The following is a 19,344-nucleotide window of genomic DNA, read 5'->3' as shown; positions in this document are numbered from 1 at the left end:
CTTATATAGATTGAACTTGAAAATATACGGAAAGGGAAAGTGGCGGAGGGGAATTTTGGAACTGTAGGAGCGGTAGCGTCCGCCTGATAGTACATATTCGGTTCATATTCTGTTCATATTGTCGTCATAAAGAGTACATCTTCGTTCGGTAAGCTTGCATTAACGTCAATGAAGCAAGCTTACTACCAGTTAAGATAGGGGAAGATGAACATGAGAGCATCGGCGAATAACATAATGGGAAATCAAACGGGGTTCAAGAAACTGCGCAAGATTCTGCTTAAAATATTGGGAGCCATCCTGCTCGCTATTGTGATTTTTGTGGGGATTGTGTATATCACGAATGTAATCAGCAGCAATGCGGAGGCCAAAAGGATAGAGCCTTACGGCCAGCATGTATCCGTAGACGGCAAGAATATGAATGTGTTCATTCAAGGCGACGGCCCGGACACGGTTGTGCTGCTTCCCGGCTTCGGAACAGCTTCACCGGCGCTTGATTTCAAGCTGCTCATTGACGAGCTGTCTCCACATTATAAGGTTGTAGTTGTTGAGCCTTTCGGCTATGGCTTAAGCGATGCGACGAAGAAAGAACGAACCTCAGAGAACATCGTAAGTGAAATCCATGAAGCACTGCAGCAGCTCAATATTGACCGTTACATCCTTATGGGCCATTCCATTTCAGGAATTTACAGTCTGGATTATGTGAACAAATATACTGATGAAGTCAGTGCATTTGTCGGACTGGATAACAGTGTACCCTCGCTGAGCGAGAAGAAAATAGAGTCTTCAGAGACAAGCATGGTTAAATGGTTCCGCAATCTGGGGTTCGCCCGGCTGCAATTGAAGCTGAGTGCTGACCCTTATGAGGGACTGGCATATGATGAACATACCAAAGAACAATTGAAACTGCTGATACAGAGAAATATGTATAACACCACTCTGTTAAATGAGGCAGAAAACATGTACTCCAGCTTTAGAGGGGCTGAACAGCGAGGGGTAACGTTCCCTCCTAATCTTCCTGTCCTTCTTTTTGTTCAAGCAGAGCATCCGGCAACCGATCAATGGATTCCTGAGCATGAGAAGCTGATCCAGAATTCCGTAAATGCAGACATGGAGCTGCTGGATGCCAATCATTATTTGTACCGTTCCCATCCCAAAGAAATTGCGGAGAAATTCATGAGCTTCATGAAGGGGATAGCGCAGCAGCCATGAGGCTATGCCGGGGCTTACTAAACTTAATAAAACACAGTGAATTAATAAGAATTTTATCTTTTCAAATGACATGGTTTGTGAGAGAATAGGTACAATCTTATAGAGTTAACATTTGACATTACCTATTTTAGAGGAGGAAATACCCATGTCAGAAGAGCGCAAGCTGTCCTTTGAAACCCTCGCCATCCACGCAGGCCAGGAGATTGATCCCACTACTTTAGCCCGTGCCGTGCCGCTGTATCAGACTACATCCTACGGTTTCCGGGATGCGGAGCATGCTGCTAATCTGTTCGCGCTCAAGGAGTTCGGCAACATCTATACCCGGCTGATGAATCCGACCACCGATGTGTTTGAGCAGCGTCTTGCCGCGCTGGAGGGCGGGGCAGGGGCACTGGCGACCGCTTCCGGAGCAGCAGCGATTTCCTTCTCTATTCTGAATATTGCCGGGGCAGGGGATGAGATTGTCTCCTCCGCAAGCCTGTACGGCGGAACTTATAATTTGTTCTCCACGACGCTGCCCAAGCTGGGCATTAAGGTGAATTTTGTGGATTCCGATAACCCGGAGAACTTCCGGGCAGCGATTACGGACAAGACCAAGGCGCTCTACGCTGAGACGATTGGTAATCCGCAAGGGAACGTTCTGGATATCGAAAAGGTTGCAGCCATCGCCCACGAGCACGGGATTCCGCTGATTGTAGACAACACCTTCCCAAGTCCGTATCTGCTGCGTCCGATTGAATTCGGGGCGGATATCGTCGTGCACTCGGCGACCAAATTCATCGGCGGCCACGGTACCTCTATCGGCGGAGTCATCGTGGATGGCGGCAAGTTCGACTGGAAGGCCAGCGGCAAGTTCCCGGGCCTGACCGAGCCGGACCCGAGCTACCACGGGGTAGTTTACACTGAAGCGGTCGGTCCGATTGCTTATATCATCAAGGCGCGGGTTCAACTGCTTCGTGACCTAGGCGCGGCCATTTCACCGTTCAACTCGTGGATGCTTTTGCAGGGTCTAGAAACGCTGCACCTGCGTCTGGAGCGCCACAGCCAGAATGCACTCAAGGTTGCCCAGTATCTGGAGGCGCATGATTCGGTAGAGTGGGTCAGCTATGCTGGACTACAGAGTCACCCTTCGTATGAGCTGGCACAGAAATATCTGCCTAAGGGCCAGGGCGCGATTCTGACCTTCGGAATTAAGGGCGGGGCGGCCGCAGGGGTGAAGCTGATCGAGAACGTGAAGCTGTTCTCCCATCTGGCCAATGTCGGCGACTCCAAGTCGCTGATCATCCACCCGGCGAGCACCACTCACCAGCAGCTGTCGGACGAAGAACAGATTACCGCCGGTGTTACACCGGAGCTGCTGCGCTTGTCCATCGGTACTGAATCCATCGACGATATCCTCTATGATCTGGAGCAGGCGATCGCTGCCAGCCAGCAGGCTTAGACTGGATTAGCGGGAGCGGGCTGTGCTGGGGAGTGGGAGGTTGAGCCGCTGAGCTGCCGGAGAGTTGTAGCTGGATAGACGGTGAGCAGAAGCGGTGTACTGCCCCCCCCCCAACTGGTTTCAATTAAGCACAGTTCCTTGCGGCTATAGGAGTTACAGACCACTGTTTGATGCAGAGTGTTTCTGCATTAGGCGGTGGTCTTGTTTTTTTGGCGGGAGCAGGAGGTGGGATAGAGAGTAGGGGGAGGAGCAGGAGGAGCAGGAGTGTTTGCGAGGAAATGAGGAAATGAGGAGATGGTTTGTGAGAAAAGCGTACGTGAGGAATTGATCCGCAAGGAAGCGGGGCGGCGAATGTATTTTCTGCAATAGATTAGGCCATATCCGGCGTTAAAATCCGTTCTGATGTATTCCATACAACAGATTTCCGGCATACGGCCCCAAAACACCTCTCCCGCAAAAATCTGCTGTACAAACTGCAATAGATCGCTTTTTACAACCGCTAAAGAGAGTATCTGCTGTAGTAAATACAACAGATCACCAATGCGTCAAGCAGAAGGTAAGTAAATTCGCTGCTTATGCATTCCTTTGATACCGTTTGCATATTTCAGTACCTTTGCCAGTATTTATAGATTGAAGCCTCTTAATATGCTGGCAGCTTCTCTTCAGGGGAGCGGAGCGGCAGTAATTCAAAGGTAAAGGGTGGGTGCGAGGATGAAGGGTGAACGCCAGCAGAAGGATGATCCAAACAAGGAAGAGCGCCCGTTCAAGTATAACGCCGGGGACCGGACCATTGGCGTGGAGATGAGCCAGTCCGCATCTGTAGCCTCCGCCGCAGCGGAATTTCTTGCTGAGGGGGACCGGCGCAAGAGTAACGTGAGTACGAGCCGCACGTATATCCGCCGTCCCGGGGAGCGCCAGGCCTTCCTGGTGCTGCGCGAGGGCAGGGGGGACGGGGCTGTCCGCCGTGAGCCGCCCGGCGTCTACCCTGCGGGGCCCTGCCTGATCCGGGGCGAGGAATGGCTGCACGAGCCGGAACTGTCGGCGCTCTATTCGCGCTGGATGTCGTGCGGGGATGAGGAGCCGGTGCAGGCTGAGCGTATCCTGCAGCGGATCTATCACCGGCTGCGGGCTGCTGCTGCCGACCTCCTGGAGTCGGCAGACGGCGTATGGGCCGCAGTCACTCTGCCTTACACGGCGGAGCTCGCCGCCCGCCCGGACCGGCTGGCCGCGCTGCAGGACGCGCAGCTCGGCGCGCTGTTCGCCGCCGTCCTGCACAGCCAGCGGCTGGGCGGCGACAGCCGCATTGACCTGCTGGCGCCGTACCCCGCCAGCCTGGAGGAATTCGCGGCGCAGCGCGAATTCATTGAGGGCGTGGCCGAGCAGACTCTCGGCCACGCTTATGCGGCAGCCTGCCGCATCGGGGCGCTGCTCGCGCCCGATGTGGGGCCGGCTGCCGCCGGGGAAATCGCGCGCATCGCCGATTTCCTGGTGCTGGACGGCGCGGCGGAGGAGGCCGCGCCCGGGGAGAACGCCGCCGAGGGCTTCGCGCAGGCGGCGGCTGGGGTGCTGGCCGCCGTGCGCCGGGTGCGGCCGGCGGCGGCAGTGCTCGCCGCGGGGGCACCGGCGGCGTACGCGCTGGCCGATCTGTATGAGATCGGCCTGAGCGGGGTCTTCTGCGGCGCGGCCCAGCGGACCGACGCGCTGCTGCGGGCGGCCTGCCTCACCTGGATAGCGAGGCAGGAGCATCCTGATGCTGCCGCCGGAGGCTGGCAGTAGCAGGCAGACAGAGCGGCTGTTCCTAATTCATCTAGAGCTGCGACTCAAGCTGTTCAAGCTGCTGCCACCGCCTGAGCATTATCACCGTCACACGCCGGTAATCAGGCCTTTGGGCCGCCGGACCATACATTATTACCGACAACTCTCAGTGCCTAAGTGACTCTACTATAACAATAACCCGATTCCACCAGCCATTCAGGCTGCGGCGGAATCGGGTTATATTGTGCTGCATATAGCTGGGAGTTACCGCACCACAGTGTACCTTTGAACTAACCGGCTGCTGTAGCCAAAATCCTGCACTAAATACAACATTCCCCACGTTAAGTCGGCTGTAACTATGGATTGTTGCATGAAATGCAGGCGTGTTGATTACCCATATTATGGGATGACAAAAACACCTAAATGTTCTTTACGCCTGAGCTGATTAAGCTGAACCTGCCACTCCAGCGGAAGATTAAATATACGCCAGTACTGCATAAATTCCCAAAGAGTCAGCTTAGCAAAGACCGGTACCTTCGGATGAATTTCATCAAAAATGTATTTTAGAAGCACATATGCGGTAAGGGCCACAAACAATTGGCTATACACTGCATTTTCGGTGTTTCCAAACAGACAAGGGACATTCAAATGCTGTTTCACCCAGCGGAAAAAGACTTCAATCTCCCAGCGTGCTTTGTAAATTTCAGCAATCACGTGAGCGGACTCTTTTCTCAAATCAGTGACGACCCGTACGACTTCGCCCCGGTCATTTTCAAATTCAACGACGCGGTGGCGCTGGGCGGATTGGTGTTTCCCTTGACCGATATAACAGGTAATATCACGTACAATTTTGGTGTCTCCCTCTGCCGGTCGCTGACGTTTTCGCGGCAACACCAAGTGGAGATTGTCTTTCAAACGAATCACAAAGGACTGACCTTGCTGCACATATTGATCCAATCGACCGATTTTTCCATATGCCCGATCCTGGACTAGAAGGTAGTCCTTATCGGCCAAGACTTCTCCAAATGGAGCGTCATTGCGCCGGGCAATCGATTCGACCACCTTCACGGGTGAATGCTGTCCATGCGAGAAGGCCACATGCAGCTTGATACCTCCTCTGAATTTTTTATACGGAGCCCAAGACATACGGGAGTTTGCCGCCGTAACCGTCGTAGAGTCAATAAGCAGAAGATCTTTAGGCAGATTCAGGTGCCGACGGGTTTGCCGGTTACATTTCTGGACGAGCAGTTGAAACAAACGCTTGAAGATATCGTAAGGCACTTCACCGGCTTTGCCCGAAAGAGTGGAGTAATGAACCTTGGGCAAATCGTAGTTCGAGCCCACCCGAGCACTTTGACGAAAGCCATCCCATTGGTGGTAGCAGGCTTGGATAAAGTAGTCGAACAACACACCGACAGTCATTTTGGTTCCTGTATCCTCGTAGTTCTCGGTTTGCCCGGTCACCCTTTGGACTTCTTCTGAAGTTAATACTTGTTTGAACACGGCCAAGAATGGGGTATTATTATTCATGAGGTCGCCTCATTTCGGTTTGGTTTGGTCGTACTTACCATTACCCGAAATGGCGGCCTTTTTTGTCCCTTTTATTGGGAAATCAACACGCTTATATTTTGTGCAACATTCCACGCAAACGCCCGGGAATAATGAATCAAAGCTGCAATTTGTACAACATTTCTCCTTCGTGACCAGCAATCTTTCTAACCCAGCAATCCTCCTAATCCAGTCGTACCGTTTCTTGCCGAAATCCTGTACCAAATCTCCTTCGTATCCAGCATTCCCTAACCCAGCCGCACCGTTCCCCCGCCCGGAATACGGCAGGCTTCATCCCCCACAGAGACCCACACCTCCGTAGCCGATGGATTATACACCATCTCCTGCGAAGCGGAGAAGCGCAGTCCTTGCAGCGCGGACAGGTAGTCCACGATTTCAATATTGGTAGCATACCAGATGTCCTCGTGACCGCCCATCATGGCGGCGAACTGCTCCAGCTCCTGCCAGTTATCGTCGTCATTGAACTCATAGCTGTGTCCCCAGACGTACAGCAGCTGCATATACGAGAAGCGGGGCTTTTCCTCCAGGAACTTTTTGCCCAGGGCCAGCATCTCCTTGTGATGGCAGGTAGGGTGCCAAGCCAGCAGGTTGTCCGGCAGACTGAAGCTGCGGTGGGAATTCACCGTACGGGAATACTCAATGCCCAGGGCAGGCAGCAGGCCGATCACCTGATCATTGTAATTGCCGAACGGATAGGACATGCCCCGGACTGGATAACCGGCCAGCGCCTCCAGCGCCTTGCGGTCCGTCAGAATCTCACCCGTGATCCCCTCGCGCGGAGTCATGGTAAGGAAAGGATGGGTGCTGGTATGCGCCGAAATCTCATGCCCCTCATAGAGCGCAGCCACCTCGTCCCGTGAGATGTAGCCCTCATTGCCGAACAACCCCGAATTGAGATGAAACGACCCCTTCAGCCCATGCTGATTCAGAATCTCCACGAGCTGCCGGTCGTAGATTCTTCCATCATCCCAGCTTAATGTTAGCGCTTTAGAAACTCCGCCCGGAAAAAGATCAAATTTGATTCTCATTGCTTTTATCCTCCCTGACTATAAAATATACAGAATTTGAAGTGAGCACCGGTTCCGCCTAAGACGAATACTGCTCCACCAAGAACAATGCCAGAAGTGAAGGCGATTAGCAAGATTCTTGTTAATGGACGGCATTCCGCCGCTTGACTACACTGAGGTGGCGAACAGGGTATTCGAGCAGCAGCAGGCCCTGGTCAGGACATTCACAAGGGGGAACATGATGAAGACCGTGTCACGAACAGCATTGGAAGGCCATATCGCCCGCGTCATTGAACGGATGAAGGATATGAGAGGCTCCATTCATGAAACCGCACCCATCGGCATCATCTCTATGGACAATTGGGAGTGGCCCCAGGGGGTTGGATTATTTGCCTTATACAGATATTACCGGGAAACCGGGGAGCAGGAGATTCTACACTACCTGACCGGCTGGTTCGACAGCAAGCTTGACGGAGGCATTCCGGCGAAAAATGTTAATACGATGTGTCCGATGCTTACCCTGAGTTATCTGGCAGAGGAGACCGGTCGGGAGGATTATATGCAGCTATGCCGGGAGTGGCTGGAGTATGCGCTGCATGAGATGCCCCGCACGGAGGAAGGCGGCCTTCAGCATGAGGTGACCGGCAGTCCGAATACCGGGCAGCTCTGGGACGACACGCTGTATATGACGGTGCTGTTTGTAGCCCGGATGGGAATCGTGCTGAAGGAAGAGGAGGGCATTCAGGAGAGCATCCGCCAGTTTCTCGTCCACCTCAAGTACCTGACCGATCCCGTGACCGGATTGTTCTTCCATGGCTGGACCTTCGAGGGAGGCCACCACTTTGCCCGGGCCCTGTGGGCACGGGGCAATTCCTGGTATACCGCCGGACTGGTGGATTACCTGGAGATGGTGGAGCTGCCGCCAGGGGTGAGCAGCTTCCTGCTGTCCTCGCTTGAGCGACAGGTACGCAAGCTGACGGAGCTGCAAGCCCCGGAAGGTGCATGGCATACCCTGCTGGACGACAGCAGCTCGTATCTGGAGACCTCGGCCACCGCTGCCTTTGCTTACGGCATGTTGAAGGCGGTGCGGCAGGGACTGCTGCTTGAGGACTGCCGCAAGCCTGCAATGGCAGCCCTTCATTACGTGTTGGGCCAGATCGATGAGGACGGGGTGGTGCAGGGTGTCTCCTACGGCACGGGGATGGGCGCTACGCTTGACGATTACCGGGAGATTCCGGTCTGCCCGATGCCCTACGGGCAATCCATGGCCCTGCTGCTGCTGGTGGAGGCGATGAAGCATGTATAATCCCGCCAGCACCCATTCTGTCAGCATCAATTCCGCCAGCATCAAGGGGCTGCCGGGGCTGGACCGGATTGCCTTCCATAATGTTGGCGAGCTGGAGCCGGCTACGGGCTACGGAGTGCACCTCCGCCGCATTCCCCGCAGCGTCAGGGAGCATCTGAACGAGCGGGGCCGGTTCATCGCCGGGGAAGCGGGCGGCTGTGAGCTCAGGTTCGTCACACCGGCTCCGAATATCCGTGTCACGCTGACCTTGCCGGAGACGGATGGCAGCGTAACGGTATACAAGGGCGGGCTGTTCCACTCCAGGCATGAGCTTCAGGCCGGGAGCATACGCACCCTCCAGCTAAGCGAACCGCCGCGTCTGGCGATGGCGGAGCGTGAGCTGCTGATGGAAGCGGGCTTCGCACCGGAGGTATGGCGGATCTGCTTCGGACGGTATGCCTGTGTGGTCTGTGGCATCGAGACCTTCGGCCATCCGCTCCGCCCGCCGGTGGAAGGGGAGATTCCCCGCACACGCTGGATTGCTTACGGCTCATCCATCACGTATGGAGAGAACAGCAGCCTGCCGTATATTGCCCACGCGGCAAGAAGGCTGGCTGCCGATGTGCTCAATCTCGGCATGAGCGGCTCCTGCCATTGTGAACGGGAGATGAGCAACTATCTTGCGGCGCAGGAGGACTGGTCATTCATGACGCTGGAGCTGGGCGTGAATATGCGTGACCACCTGTCGCCGGATGAATTCAGTGAGCGGAGCGGCTACCTGCTTGACCAGCTGGTGAGCAGACATCCCGGGAAGCCGGTAGCGGTGATCACGATGTATCCCAACTTTGCGGTGTTCCCCGGCAGTGGAATAGCGGAGAAGGATCTTCAGTTCAACGACATTCTGCGAAGTCATGTGCAGCGTCTGTCCCGCCCCAAGCTGAGCCTGATCGAGGGAAGCCGGGTGCTGGATGACCTGGCCGGGCTGTCCTGCGACCTGATTCACCCGGGGGATGAGGGACATATACGGATGGGTGAGAATCTGGCCCGGGAGCTGGCCGGAATCCTGTAATCCCGGGCTGCATAAGGGTTCAGCGGCAATTAACAGAAAAACTGAATATTGCCCTAACCCGCTGAAGCGGCTATGGTGAGGACATGAAATCGGCCATTTCAGCTCCGTAGCATTTATTCATCACACAATTAGGCACCACATGCAAGTGAAAGGAGGCACCGTAATGAAAGCGAATACAAGAAGTGAGGCGGTGCTGCGTCTGGACACTTCACGGCAGACCGGAAGCAGCCGCAGACGTTTTTGGCAGACCCGCCGCTTCAAGAATAATGTCCCCCTGTGGGTCATGTTCGTTCCGGTTATCGCATTTTATATGATTTTCAAATACACCCCCATGCTGGGGCTGGTCATCGCCTTCAAGGATTATACCTTCTATGAGGGGGTATGGGGCAGTCGGTGGGTGGGCATGGACAATTTCACCAATCTGTTCACCCAGGCGCAGTCGGTGCAGATTATCCGCAATACGCTGGTGCTCAGTATATTGTCGGTGCTGGTCAGCTTTCCGTTCCCGATTGCCCTGGCGATTATGCTGAATGAAGTCAGGAACAAGTGGTTCAAAAAATCAGTCCAGACCCTCGTCTACCTGCCTTACTTCTTCTCCTGGGTCATTGTCGGCGGGCTGGTGGTGACGATCTTCGCCCAGACCGGGGTAGCCAATGTGCTGGTCGAGAAGCTGCTCGGCAAGCCGTTTCCGTTCCTTTTCAAGGAGTGGTCCTGGGTATCCATCTTTCTCGGCTCGGGCATCTGGAAGGATGCGGGCTTCAACGCAATCATCTATCTGGCGGCACTGACTTCCATTGATCCCAGCCTCTATGAAGCGGCGAGTATGGACGGGGCAGGCAAATGGAAGCAGATCCGCAACATTACGCTCCCCGGGATCAGCCCGACTATTGTCATTATGCTGATTCTGGCTATGGGACGGGTGATGGAGGTCGGGTTCGACCATGTGTACGTGCTGCAGAACTCGATTGTATCGGGGATCTCCGAGGTTATAACTACGTATATTTATGCGATTGGACTGCAAGGCGGGCAGTTCAGCCTGACGGCTGCCCTGGGGATGTTCGATTCTCTCGTGGCACTGACCCTGGTGCTGATCTCCAACGCTATCGCCCGGCGCTTTAACAAAGGCTTGTGGTAACAGGAGGACACTATCTATGCAAAGTACAAACGGTGAAAAAGTATTCTACAGCTTCAATTATCTGCTGCTTACCCTGGCAGGTATTCTGTGTCTGCTGCCGCTGCTCCATCTGGCATCCCTGTCGCTCAGCGGCAAGGATGCGGTGCTGTCCGGTTTTGTCACCCTGTGGCCGGTGGATTTCACGCTGAGCTCATACACGATGCTCTTTGAAGGAACGCCGGTGGTGCGCGCCTTCGGCAACAGCCTGCTGATTACCCTGGTCGGTGTGGCGGCCAGTATGCTGTTCACCATTTTCGCCGCGTATCCCTTGTCCCGCCGTGATTTCTACGGAAGACGCACGCTGACGCTGGCGATTGTGTTCACGATGCTGTTCACCGGCGGACTGATTCCGACCTATCTCGTGGTCAGCAGTCTCGGGCTGGTGGATTCCTACGCAGCCCTGTGGCTCCCGGCTCTGGTCAGTACTTATAATATGATGATCATGCGGTCTTTTTTCGAGAACATTCCGGAGGAGCTGATCGAGGCGGCCAGAATCGACGGCTCCGGTGAATGGCGGCTGCTGGCGGGCATTATTCTGCCGCTGTCCCTGCCTGTGCTGGCGACCATCGGCCTCTTTTACGGCGTGTATTACTGGAATTCGTTCTTTAACGTCATGATCTATATGAACAGCCCGGAGAAAATCAATCTGACCGTGCTCATCCAGCAGATGGTGAAGAGCCAGGCTGTCCTGCAGGAGCTGAACACCATGAACTCGCAGGAGGTGGTCAATATTACACCGGAGGGCATCAAGGCCGCAGGGATTATGGTTATGGTCATTCCGATGCTGATCGTGTATCCGTTGCTGCAGCGGTATTTTGTCAAAGGCGTAACCATCGGTGCTATCAAGGGCTGACCCCTGCTGCACCATACCTGCAAGTACAAGAACGCCATTATAGGAGGGTCATAATCATATGCACACATCACCTCGGCTAATAAAAACAACTGCTGCCGGTGCAGCTTCCCTGCTGCTCGCCATCGCGGTTACAGGCTGCGGCGGCAATAATGCCGCCACGCAGGGCGCAGACGGGGGAAAGGAAGGCACCTCCGGGAAACGCGGCTCCATCACCGTCTCTTTATATGACCGCGGCTCGGTACCCGCAGAAGAAGGAACGATGAGTGACAACCGCTGGACGAAGTGGGTCAATGAGAACGGGCCGGTGAATGTCAAATACGTTACGGTTCCGCGTTTTGAATCCCTGCAAAAGTTCAATGTGCTGTTCGCGTCGAAATCTGCCCCGGACCTGATCTTTGAATTTGATACCGCTTACCAGGGACAGCTCTACAACCAGAAGCAGCTCCTTCCGCTGGATGATCTGATCGCAGGCAGCAGTACGGAATATAAGGCAATGCTGGAGAAGTATCCGGCGCTGCGCAAGGCAGGCACGATGGCGGACGGCAAGCTGTACACGGTGGGCCGTCCGGTCCAGTTCGGTCCGCAGCATTATCTGTTTATCCGCAATGACTGGCTGAAGAAGCTGAATTTGCAGGTGCCCACTACGCCGGAGGAACTGCTGAATGTGGCCAAAGCGTTCACCGAGCAGGACCCCGACGGCAACGGCAAGGCGGATACGTACGGGACTGGGCTCAGCTTCGTGGCCGGCATTATTCTGAACAACATGTTCGGCACCGGGTTCACGCTGTTCGGCGAAGACCAGTATCCGTGGGTGCTGGAGAACGACAAGGTTGTGCATGACTGGGACCGGATTCAGGCGGCGCTCTCCTTCCAGAAGCAGCTGTATGCGGCCGGTGTGGCGGATAAGGATTTCGTCACCGATAAGAACGGCGAGAAGCAGAAGCAGGACTGGATCTCCGGCAAGCTGGGGATTTACGGAGGCAACGGTGCCGATATCGGCACCTATGAGACGCTGAAGAAGAATTCTCCTGAAGCCGAGGTCATTCCGATTGCCTTGCCGACGACGGAATTCGGGCAGTTCAGCCCGACCCTGACCACGCCGATCCAGATGACGGGGATGGTGAATGCTGCAGCCAAAGATCCGGAATCCGTGATGAAGATGATCGACTTCATGGTTGCGGACCCATACACGACCACCATTCAGAACGGGCTGGAAGGGGTGCATTACAACAAAACCGCCGACGGCCGCGCCGAGGTGATTGATCCGGAGAAAAACAAGAAGGAGCTGGAATACAACCGCGATATGGGGATGCTGACTCCGCTGATCGGCAAGAATTACGGGCTGAAGAACAAGGTCAACCCTACACCTGCCGAGCAGAATTTAATCAAAATCTATGAAATGGCCGAGAAGCTGTACATGGACCCTGACCGCCCGATTGTCGGCATTACGCAAAAGGCCTTCCTGCCGCTGCTGCCGCAGGATCTGACCCAGATCAACACGAACGCGAATAAAACGATTCTCGACCGGGCCATGCAGGCCATTGTCAGCTCCGATCCGGCTTCGGTGGACCAGTTCATTGCGGAGGCCAAGGGCATCTGGGAGAAGGCGGGCGGACCCAAGGTCGATGAGTTCTACGCAGCCTGGTATCAGGACAATAAAACGGATGCCATCATGCTGAAGGATATTTATGAGATGGGCAAGCAACTGGATGCGGCTGAATAAATGGAGTCACAGCTTAGGGGGCGAGCAGAGTTGAACAATGGGGTTAGAGCCATTCTGGAGCAGAGCTGGGCGGCGGCCACGGAGAATATTGTGGTGGAAGAAGGTCTGGTGCGCTATAACTGGCCCGGACATACCCGGCAGGTCTCACAGCTGGCGTATTGCCATGAAGCCCGCTTCTCGGCAGGCTATTATGCTTATGGTACACTGCTGGGCCGGCTGGAGGAGCAGGCCGGACTGGAGATGCTTGAAGCCATCGCCGGGCTGCAATTCACCGATCCGGAGCATCCCGATTACGGAGGGTTCCTCTGGTACCGGGAGGAGAAAGTCATTCAGGATTCGAATGCGGCATTCTTTATCCTTATGCCGCTTGTGGCAGTACGCCTCTGCAAGCCGGAGGTATTCCCGGCCAGTCATCTGGAGGTGATGCAGCGGATGTTCCGTCATGCGGCAGCCTGGTTCTCCAGAGAATGCCGGACACCGGAGCTGTTCTACCCGAACAAGACGATGAGCGACGGCGCCATGCTGCTGGCTATCGCTCACTTCCTGGATGAGCCGGAGTATCTGCAGACCGCAAGCGGATATTTCGCCAGATGGGCGGAATATACGGCCCGCCGGGGCTGGGGCTGGGGGGAGAATGTCAGCCTCGTCTACCAGGGAGTGATGATGAATGCGCTGAGGATTGCGTGTTTTGTTCTCCAGCAGCATGACCGGGAGCTGTCCGGGCAGCTGTCAGAGAGGATGGATACCCTGAAGAGCATTCTCGTGTTCCATGACGGGGAGGAATTGGTTCCGACCATCCGCAGCTACAACTTCCGGGGAGAGACGGAGCGGCCTAGCTTGCTGTGGGTAATTGCGGGTGTGACGGGGCTGGACCGTCTGGCAGAGCAGACATTCTCGCTTAATGATGTGGCGGCACTGCTCCTGTTCGAAGAGGAGTTGCTTCAAGGGGGTGACCCCTTGGCCGCGCTGCCCGTACCCCGGATGCTGGAGGAGCGGATCTTCGATGCTTCCCGTTCCTACAGCTGGATCGGACAGCATACCCGGCTGGGCAGCATCAACCGCTTCCCGGTCATGCCGGGCAGCTACCAGCACCCCGCCTGGGGTCTGGGCTGGCAGAGCTTCCCGGTCAGCTTCAGCGTGAAGGATCAGCAGGTATCCTATCTGCGCTGGTACGTGGATGATTCCGCATCGGTGCGGACACATCCGGCAGAGGATTACCGGACCGCCTATCTGATGCCCGCGCTGTTTGCAGAGCCGCTGTACCCGGAGGTAGAGACACGAACGTCCCAGCAGGCGAATGCGCTAGTGGTGGTCCGCTCTATGACCCGGCTGCATAACCGGGCAGCGGAGATCGCGGATGAATGGGTCATCCATCGCTATGACGCTGAGGTGGAACAGGTGATGAATACAGCCGGGGACAGGGAATGGCTCGTGCTGCGTTATCCGGGCTGTGCGGTGGCGGTCACGGCGCTCAAGGGCATTGGTGCCGGGGCAGATGCCCGAGCCCCGCTGCCTGTCACTGTTGTTCGCGAGGAGGGAAGAATCAAGCTCCGCCAGGTGCTATATGCCGGTAGCGGCTCGATGCTGGCGCTTCCCCGCCTGGAAGCAGGGTGGGCGGTGGTATGTCTGGACGAAGCTGCGGAGTCAGCGGACATCCAGAAGCTGCTCGATACGGTGACGGTTGAGGATACGCTGAGGGATGACCGGGAGGTGCCGCGCGAGCCGTGGGCCTTAGTGCGGAGCATTGTGCTGACTGCGGGCCACCAGCCGCCGGTTCAGCTCAACGTTGATCCGTACGCCCCTTAACCAACTTAACCAAGCCACGCATTTCAAGCGGGCAGCCGCAGGGTTTGCCGTGTCCCGATTAAGGGGCAGACGGAAGCAGTAGGCTTAATTGCACTCCATACAACTAAATCGTCCGCTGTACCGCCAAATATCCGTTTAGCTGTATTTCGTACAATTAAATTCCCATCTGCCCCCGGATTCTCACCCCATGGGGCAGATTTAGTTGTACAGACTACAGTTAGCTGAGGAGATTCTACCGTTTCGCGGTTTTTAAATGTACAGAATACAACTATCTCTGAATGTCCACATCGAACATGCTCTACCGGAACACTATACTTGCTTCCATACGGAAAGGTGGCTATTATGAGAAAATCAAGTCGGAAACCGTGTTTTGTATACGCTATCATTATGGTTCTGCTGCTGGGCCTTCTCCCGACAGACCTTGGATCTGTTGCCCGGGCGGACAGTGATTACAGGCTGCAAGAGACCTTTGAGACGTATAGCACCGGTGCGAAGCCGGCCGGATGGACGATCAAGACACCTCCCCAGGGAGTGAGTGTGGGGGTGCAGGCCTGGGAGGGGTATCCCGGCAAGCAGCTGGAGCTAGAGCAGACGAGCAAGCTTGCCAGCAGCTATATTATAAGCAGATCCGTTACGGATGTTACGTACAGAAGCCTGTTAAGCTATTCGTTCAGAGCGGAGCAGACCGGAGCGGTGATCTACCTGCCCACCCCGCAGAGCAGCTCTGTGACGCTGGTGAAATTCGCCATTAATAATGGTGCGTTCAGCTATATGAAAAAAGGTGCCGGATCTTGGACCTCCGTACTGCCAATATCGGCAGGGGTGTGGTATGACGTACGGGTGGCCCTCGACAGCGGCAGCCATACCTTCGATCTGTCCATTGACGGCAAGCGTCTGCTGACGAAGGAGCCAATGGCCGAGGGAGGAGCGTTAGCCTTATTCTACATGGGTTTTTATAAGGACAGCATCGGCAAGATAGGTTTTGACGATTTTATTGTAAGCGGATACAAGCAGGCGGTAAGTGCAGCCTTCTCCCAGCAGTCTTACGGGCTGCGAAGAGGGGAGAAGCTGTCCTTGCCGCTCCAGTTCATACCTGCAGATGCAACGGATCAGACTGCAGCCTGGTCCACCGGCAGTGCAGAGGTGGCAACTGTGGACGCCAATGGTCTGGTTACCGGCATCCGTGAGGGGGTGACGACCGTTACGGCTGAGCCGAACGAGGCGCTTCCGGCGGTAACCGCTACGGTAGCCGTCTACGAAGATCCGATCACGGATATTGTATTGGCTCCGCTTCAGCGGGCGGTTCCCGCAGGCTCCCGTGTGCTGTTACAGGCAACAGTAACACCGGAAGACAATACGGATACAGGCATCCTGTGGGGAACGGAGGATGAGAGCATCGCCGTGATTGACCGCTACGGAGAGCTGACGGGGGTAAGCGTCGGAACAACTACCGTGTTCGTCACGGATGAGACCGGAAGCGTCCGGGCCGAGACATCCGTTACCGTAACCGGACGGACAACCGGACAGGACCTGTATGTCGCTCCGGGCGGGAACGACAACAACAATGACGGCACGGAAGCCTCGCCCTTCCGGACGATTGCCCGGGCGCAGGCCGAGGTCCGGCAGCTGAATGAGGATATGGACGCTGACATCATCGTCAACCTGCGGGAAGGGACCTATACGCTGACGGAACCGCTGGAATTCACACCGGAGGATTCCGGGACGAACGGCTATTTTGTCACCTACCGCAGCTATCCCGGGGAGCAGGCGGCCATCAGCGGCGGGCGGTCCGTCACAGGCTGGACGGTGTTCGACAGCGCCAAGGGCATCTACCGGGCGAATGTCGGAACCGGCCTTCAGACAAGGCAGCTGTTCGTGGACGGCATCCGGGCAGTCCGGGCCCGGAGCACAGCGGGACTCGTGAATCCGCTGAAGACGGCAACCGGCTATACCTCGGATAATACGGAGCTGGCCGGGTGGAGCAATACGTCCGATATGGAGCTGGTCTTCAATGAGCTGTGGACGAATTCCCGGATTAAGGTAGAGTCGGTAACCGCTTCAGGCGGCAAAGCACAGATAGTCCTGCAGGAGCCGGGCCGGAGCGCGGTCTTTAACCGGGGATTAACCTCGGCGACTGTGCCCGTCTATTACGAGAATGCTATGGAGCTGCTGGATGAGGCCGGGGAATGGTACTATAACCCGAATGAAGGTATGCTGTATTACAAACCGCGTGCCTGGGAGGATCTGTCCACGGCCGGGGTTGTGGTTCCGGTACTGGAGCAGCTCGCCACAGTGTATGGTATATCGGCGGATGAACCGGTGCGCAATCTGAATTTTGAAGGCCTGAAATTTATGTACACCACCTGGAACCGCCCGAGTACGGCAGCGGGACATTCCGATTCCCAGAACAACCATTTGCGTTATCCGTCGATCCCCGATGAGCTGACCGAAGCGGCGGTGATGCTGGAGCTGGCCAATACGGTGAATTTCCGCAACAATCAATTCACCAAGCTGGGCATTACAGCCCTGCGTATGCAGAACGGCGTTCAGAACAGCCTGGTGGAAGGCAACCGCTTCTATGATATTTCTGGCAGTGCGCTGAACGTGGGACAGCCGAATTCCACTGACCGGAATATCTATCATCCGGCAGACCCCAGGCTGCTGATGAAGAATAATGATGTGCTGAACAATATGATCCACGACATCGGTATTGACTACAAATCGGCTTCCGCCGTATCTGCCGGGTATCCGGTAGACATGGATATCAGTCATAATGAAATGTACAATCTGCCTTACAGCGGAACTCATATCGGGTATGGCTGGGATAAGCTGTTCGATGCCGCTACCCGGAACGTGAAGATTCAGGATAACCTGATCTATGATCTCATGGGAATGGGCTTGCGTGACGGAGGCGCCATCTACAGTCTCGGACCTACCGGAGCCACCGCAGAGGACAAAAATCTGGTCAGCGGCAACTACATCCGCAACCAGATGGACGGCAATTCCGCCCTGTACACGGATGAAGGCTCCGCCTACTGGAAATTTGAGCACAATGTGATCGACCTGAAGGATGCTCCGCTATGGCATTCATCGCTCCGCTGGGCGATGGCGTATGTGCCGACCATCCATGATGTGGATTTCGTGAACAACTATACAACTACAGACGGCTATACCAACAACGGGCGCAATGTTCTGTTTGAGAACAATACGGTCCGGCCGGATGCAGAGTGGCCTCAGGCGGCACGCTCGATCATTGATCAGGCCGGGCTGGAGCCGGACTATGCCTCTGCAGCAGAAGGGCAGGTCAGCCGCTGGAAGCTTGATCCGCTCAAGCTGGCCGCAGGCGGCAGCGGGCAGGTCTCCGTCCATGCCATGAACGGCAAAGACCAGTCGCTGGGCAAGGAAACCAGCAGCTTCTATTACAGCATTCTCGATCCGGCCGTAGCCTCGGTTAGTAGCGGGGGCGTGGTCACCGGACTCAGCCAGGGACAGACGAAGCTTATCGTGAACATCATTAACGGCTCCATTCTGCGGACAATCACAACGGATGTATACGTGGGCGATACCTTAGCCACGGTCCGCCTGGAGGGGCATGACGGCAATGTGGCGTATATCCGTGAAGGCGCAGAACTGCAATTGCAGCCTTACGGCGAGACGCTGTTCGGCAACCGCGAAGAGCTGGAGGAGGTCACCTATACGAGCAGCGATCCTTCCATTGTCAGCGTCAGCGGGGGCGGACTATTAACGGGGCATCAGACCGGCTCGGCTACCCTCACGTTATCGGCCGAATATCTGGGCACCGTGACCCAGGGGCAATATGAAGTTAAGGTATGGAATGAGGCCAGCCAATACGAACATCCCCTGACGGCGGAGCTGCAGGACACTGATGGCTGGTACGTATCGGCAACGGCGAACGGGCTGAAGGAGACCGGGCAAGACAGCCTTACGCTGAGGGCCCCCGGAGGGCATGTCATCTACCAGAACCGCAAGTATCAGAATGAGCTGCTGGATTTCAAAATGAAGATCAATGACAGCGCAGCCTCCTCCAACTGGTACGCCCCGATGCTCAATAACCAGAGCAAGGAGCTGAGCTATAGCACCGGCAGTATGTATCTGGTGGTCATAGGGACATCGGGCATTGAGCTGCACCGCTTTAACGAGGGGGTACGCACCGTGATCTACGGCAAGATTGACGGCCTGACCAGCCTTGGCGGGCCGGCGATTCCGAATACGGCGATCACCTTCGGGGTGCAGAGCCGCGTTCAGCTGGGTGCCTTTCAAGAATCCGGGGGTGTGCGGCTGATCCTGAAAGTTAACGGGGTGCAGATCTTTAATTATCTGGACACCGCCGCAGGGGCGATTGGTGAAGCGGGGTACTTCGGGCTGGTCTCCCGCAATGCGAGCACAGAGCTGGGATATTGACAGCATAAGCTTATGAATCCGGGTGCGCAGC

At 55.7% G+C, this 19,344-nt stretch carries 12 protein-coding genes; 10 read left to right on the top strand and 2 right to left on the bottom strand.

The features are described 5' to 3' along the window. The first annotated feature begins 234 nt into the window (after positions 1-234). The 3 genes from MKY86_RS26895 (at position 235) to MKY86_RS26885 (ending at position 4,426) form a co-directional block, all read left to right on the top strand. Positions 235-1,209: an alpha/beta hydrolase gene (locus tag MKY86_RS26895; protein WP_340827602.1), complete on the top strand. Its 975-nt coding sequence runs from the start codon at positions 235-237 to the stop codon at positions 1,207-1,209. A 145-nt stretch (positions 1,210-1,354) separates the two neighbouring features. Beyond that, complete coding sequence (locus MKY86_RS26890) at positions 1,355-2,650, top strand: homocysteine synthase (RefSeq protein WP_076084569.1); 1,296 nt, start codon at positions 1,355-1,357, stop codon at positions 2,648-2,650. 711 nt (positions 2,651-3,361) lie between these two features. Further along, the gene (locus MKY86_RS26885) at positions 3,362-4,426 is read left to right on the top strand and encodes a hypothetical protein (RefSeq protein ID WP_076084566.1); all 1,065 of its coding nucleotides are present in this window, start codon (positions 3,362-3,364) and stop codon (positions 4,424-4,426) included. Between the two features lie 378 nt (positions 4,427-4,804). On the opposite strand, the gene MKY86_RS26880 is transcribed toward MKY86_RS26885, so the two are convergent. After that, positions 4,805-5,935: an IS4 family transposase gene (locus MKY86_RS26880; RefSeq protein ID WP_340827600.1), complete on the bottom strand. Its 1,131-nt coding sequence runs from the start codon at positions 5,933-5,935 to the stop codon at positions 4,805-4,807. Between the two features lie 266 nt (positions 5,936-6,201). Next, positions 6,202-7,002, bottom strand: a complete 801-nt coding sequence (locus tag MKY86_RS26875) for a polysaccharide deacetylase family protein (protein ID WP_076080352.1) — start codon at positions 7,000-7,002, stop codon at positions 6,202-6,204. 124 nt (positions 7,003-7,126) lie between these two features. Here MKY86_RS26875 and bglB point away from each other — a divergent pair, with 124 nt between their 5' ends. From bglB to MKY86_RS26840, 7 genes are all read left to right on the top strand, one after another. Continuing rightward, positions 7,127-8,287, top strand: coding sequence for a beta-galactosidase BglB (gene bglB / locus MKY86_RS26870; protein ID WP_340827892.1), 1,161 nt, complete (start codon positions 7,127-7,129; stop codon positions 8,285-8,287). Further along, the gene (locus tag MKY86_RS26865) at positions 8,280-9,335 is read left to right on the top strand and encodes an SGNH/GDSL hydrolase family protein (RefSeq protein ID WP_083685338.1); all 1,056 of its coding nucleotides are present in this window, start codon (positions 8,280-8,282) and stop codon (positions 9,333-9,335) included. The genes bglB and MKY86_RS26865 overlap by 8 nt, the downstream gene beginning before the upstream one ends. Positions 9,336-9,498: 163 nt before the next feature. Next, a complete protein-coding gene (locus MKY86_RS26860; RefSeq protein ID WP_076080364.1) occupies positions 9,499-10,470 on the top strand; it encodes an ABC transporter permease in 972 nt (323 codons plus the stop codon). Positions 10,471-10,486: 16 nt separating this feature from the next. Next, on the top strand, positions 10,487-11,362 hold the full coding sequence (locus MKY86_RS26855) for a carbohydrate ABC transporter permease (RefSeq protein ID WP_076080366.1): 876 nt from the start codon (positions 10,487-10,489) through the stop codon (positions 11,360-11,362). Between the two features lie 58 nt (positions 11,363-11,420). Continuing rightward, a complete protein-coding gene (locus tag MKY86_RS26850) occupies positions 11,421-13,085 on the top strand; it encodes an extracellular solute-binding protein (RefSeq protein ID WP_076080369.1) in 1,665 nt (554 codons plus the stop codon). 30 nt (positions 13,086-13,115) lie between these two features. Next, positions 13,116-14,891, top strand: coding sequence for a hypothetical protein (locus MKY86_RS26845; protein WP_076080372.1), 1,776 nt, complete (start codon positions 13,116-13,118; stop codon positions 14,889-14,891). 342 nt (positions 14,892-15,233) lie between these two features. Continuing rightward, complete coding sequence (locus tag MKY86_RS26840; protein ID WP_083685340.1) at positions 15,234-19,313, top strand: Ig-like domain-containing protein; 4,080 nt, start codon at positions 15,234-15,236, stop codon at positions 19,311-19,313. Positions 19,314-19,344 lie beyond the last annotated feature (31 nt).

It is taken from the genome of Paenibacillus sp. FSL R7-0333 (genome assembly GCF_038000365.1).
Classification (GTDB): Bacteria; Bacillota; Bacilli; order Paenibacillales; family Paenibacillaceae; genus Paenibacillus_AQ; species Paenibacillus_AQ silagei.
The sequence above is the reverse complement of the archived record's forward strand: the minus strand, read 5'-3'. Positions and strand labels throughout refer to the sequence as shown.

Bases quoted from the DNA above. Each gene is read 5' to 3' on its own strand.
- MKY86_RS26895 (WP_340827602.1), top strand. From the start codon at position 235: ATGGGAAATCAAACGGGGTTCAAGAAACTGCGCAAGATTCTGCTTAAA.
- MKY86_RS26890 (WP_076084569.1), top strand. From the start codon at position 1,355: ATGTCAGAAGAGCGCAAGCTGTCCTTTGAAACCCTCGCCATCCACGCA.
- MKY86_RS26885 (WP_076084566.1), top strand. From the start codon at position 3,362: ATGAAGGGTGAACGCCAGCAGAAGGATGATCCAAACAAGGAAGAGCGC.
- MKY86_RS26880 (WP_340827600.1), bottom strand. From the start codon at position 5,935: ATGAATAATAATACCCCATTCTTGGCCGTGTTCAAACAAGTATTAACT.
- MKY86_RS26875 (WP_076080352.1), bottom strand. From the start codon at position 7,002: ATGAGAATCAAATTTGATCTTTTTCCGGGCGGAGTTTCTAAAGCGCTA.
- bglB (WP_340827892.1), top strand. From the start codon at position 7,127: ATGGACGGCATTCCGCCGCTTGACTACACTGAGGTGGCGAACAGGGTA.
- MKY86_RS26865 (WP_083685338.1), top strand. From the start codon at position 8,280: ATGTATAATCCCGCCAGCACCCATTCTGTCAGCATCAATTCCGCCAGC.
- MKY86_RS26860 (WP_076080364.1), top strand. From the start codon at position 9,499: ATGAAAGCGAATACAAGAAGTGAGGCGGTGCTGCGTCTGGACACTTCA.
- MKY86_RS26855 (WP_076080366.1), top strand. From the start codon at position 10,487: ATGCAAAGTACAAACGGTGAAAAAGTATTCTACAGCTTCAATTATCTG.
- MKY86_RS26850 (WP_076080369.1), top strand. From the start codon at position 11,421: ATGCACACATCACCTCGGCTAATAAAAACAACTGCTGCCGGTGCAGCT.
- MKY86_RS26840 (WP_083685340.1), top strand. From the start codon at position 15,234: ATGAGAAAATCAAGTCGGAAACCGTGTTTTGTATACGCTATCATTATG.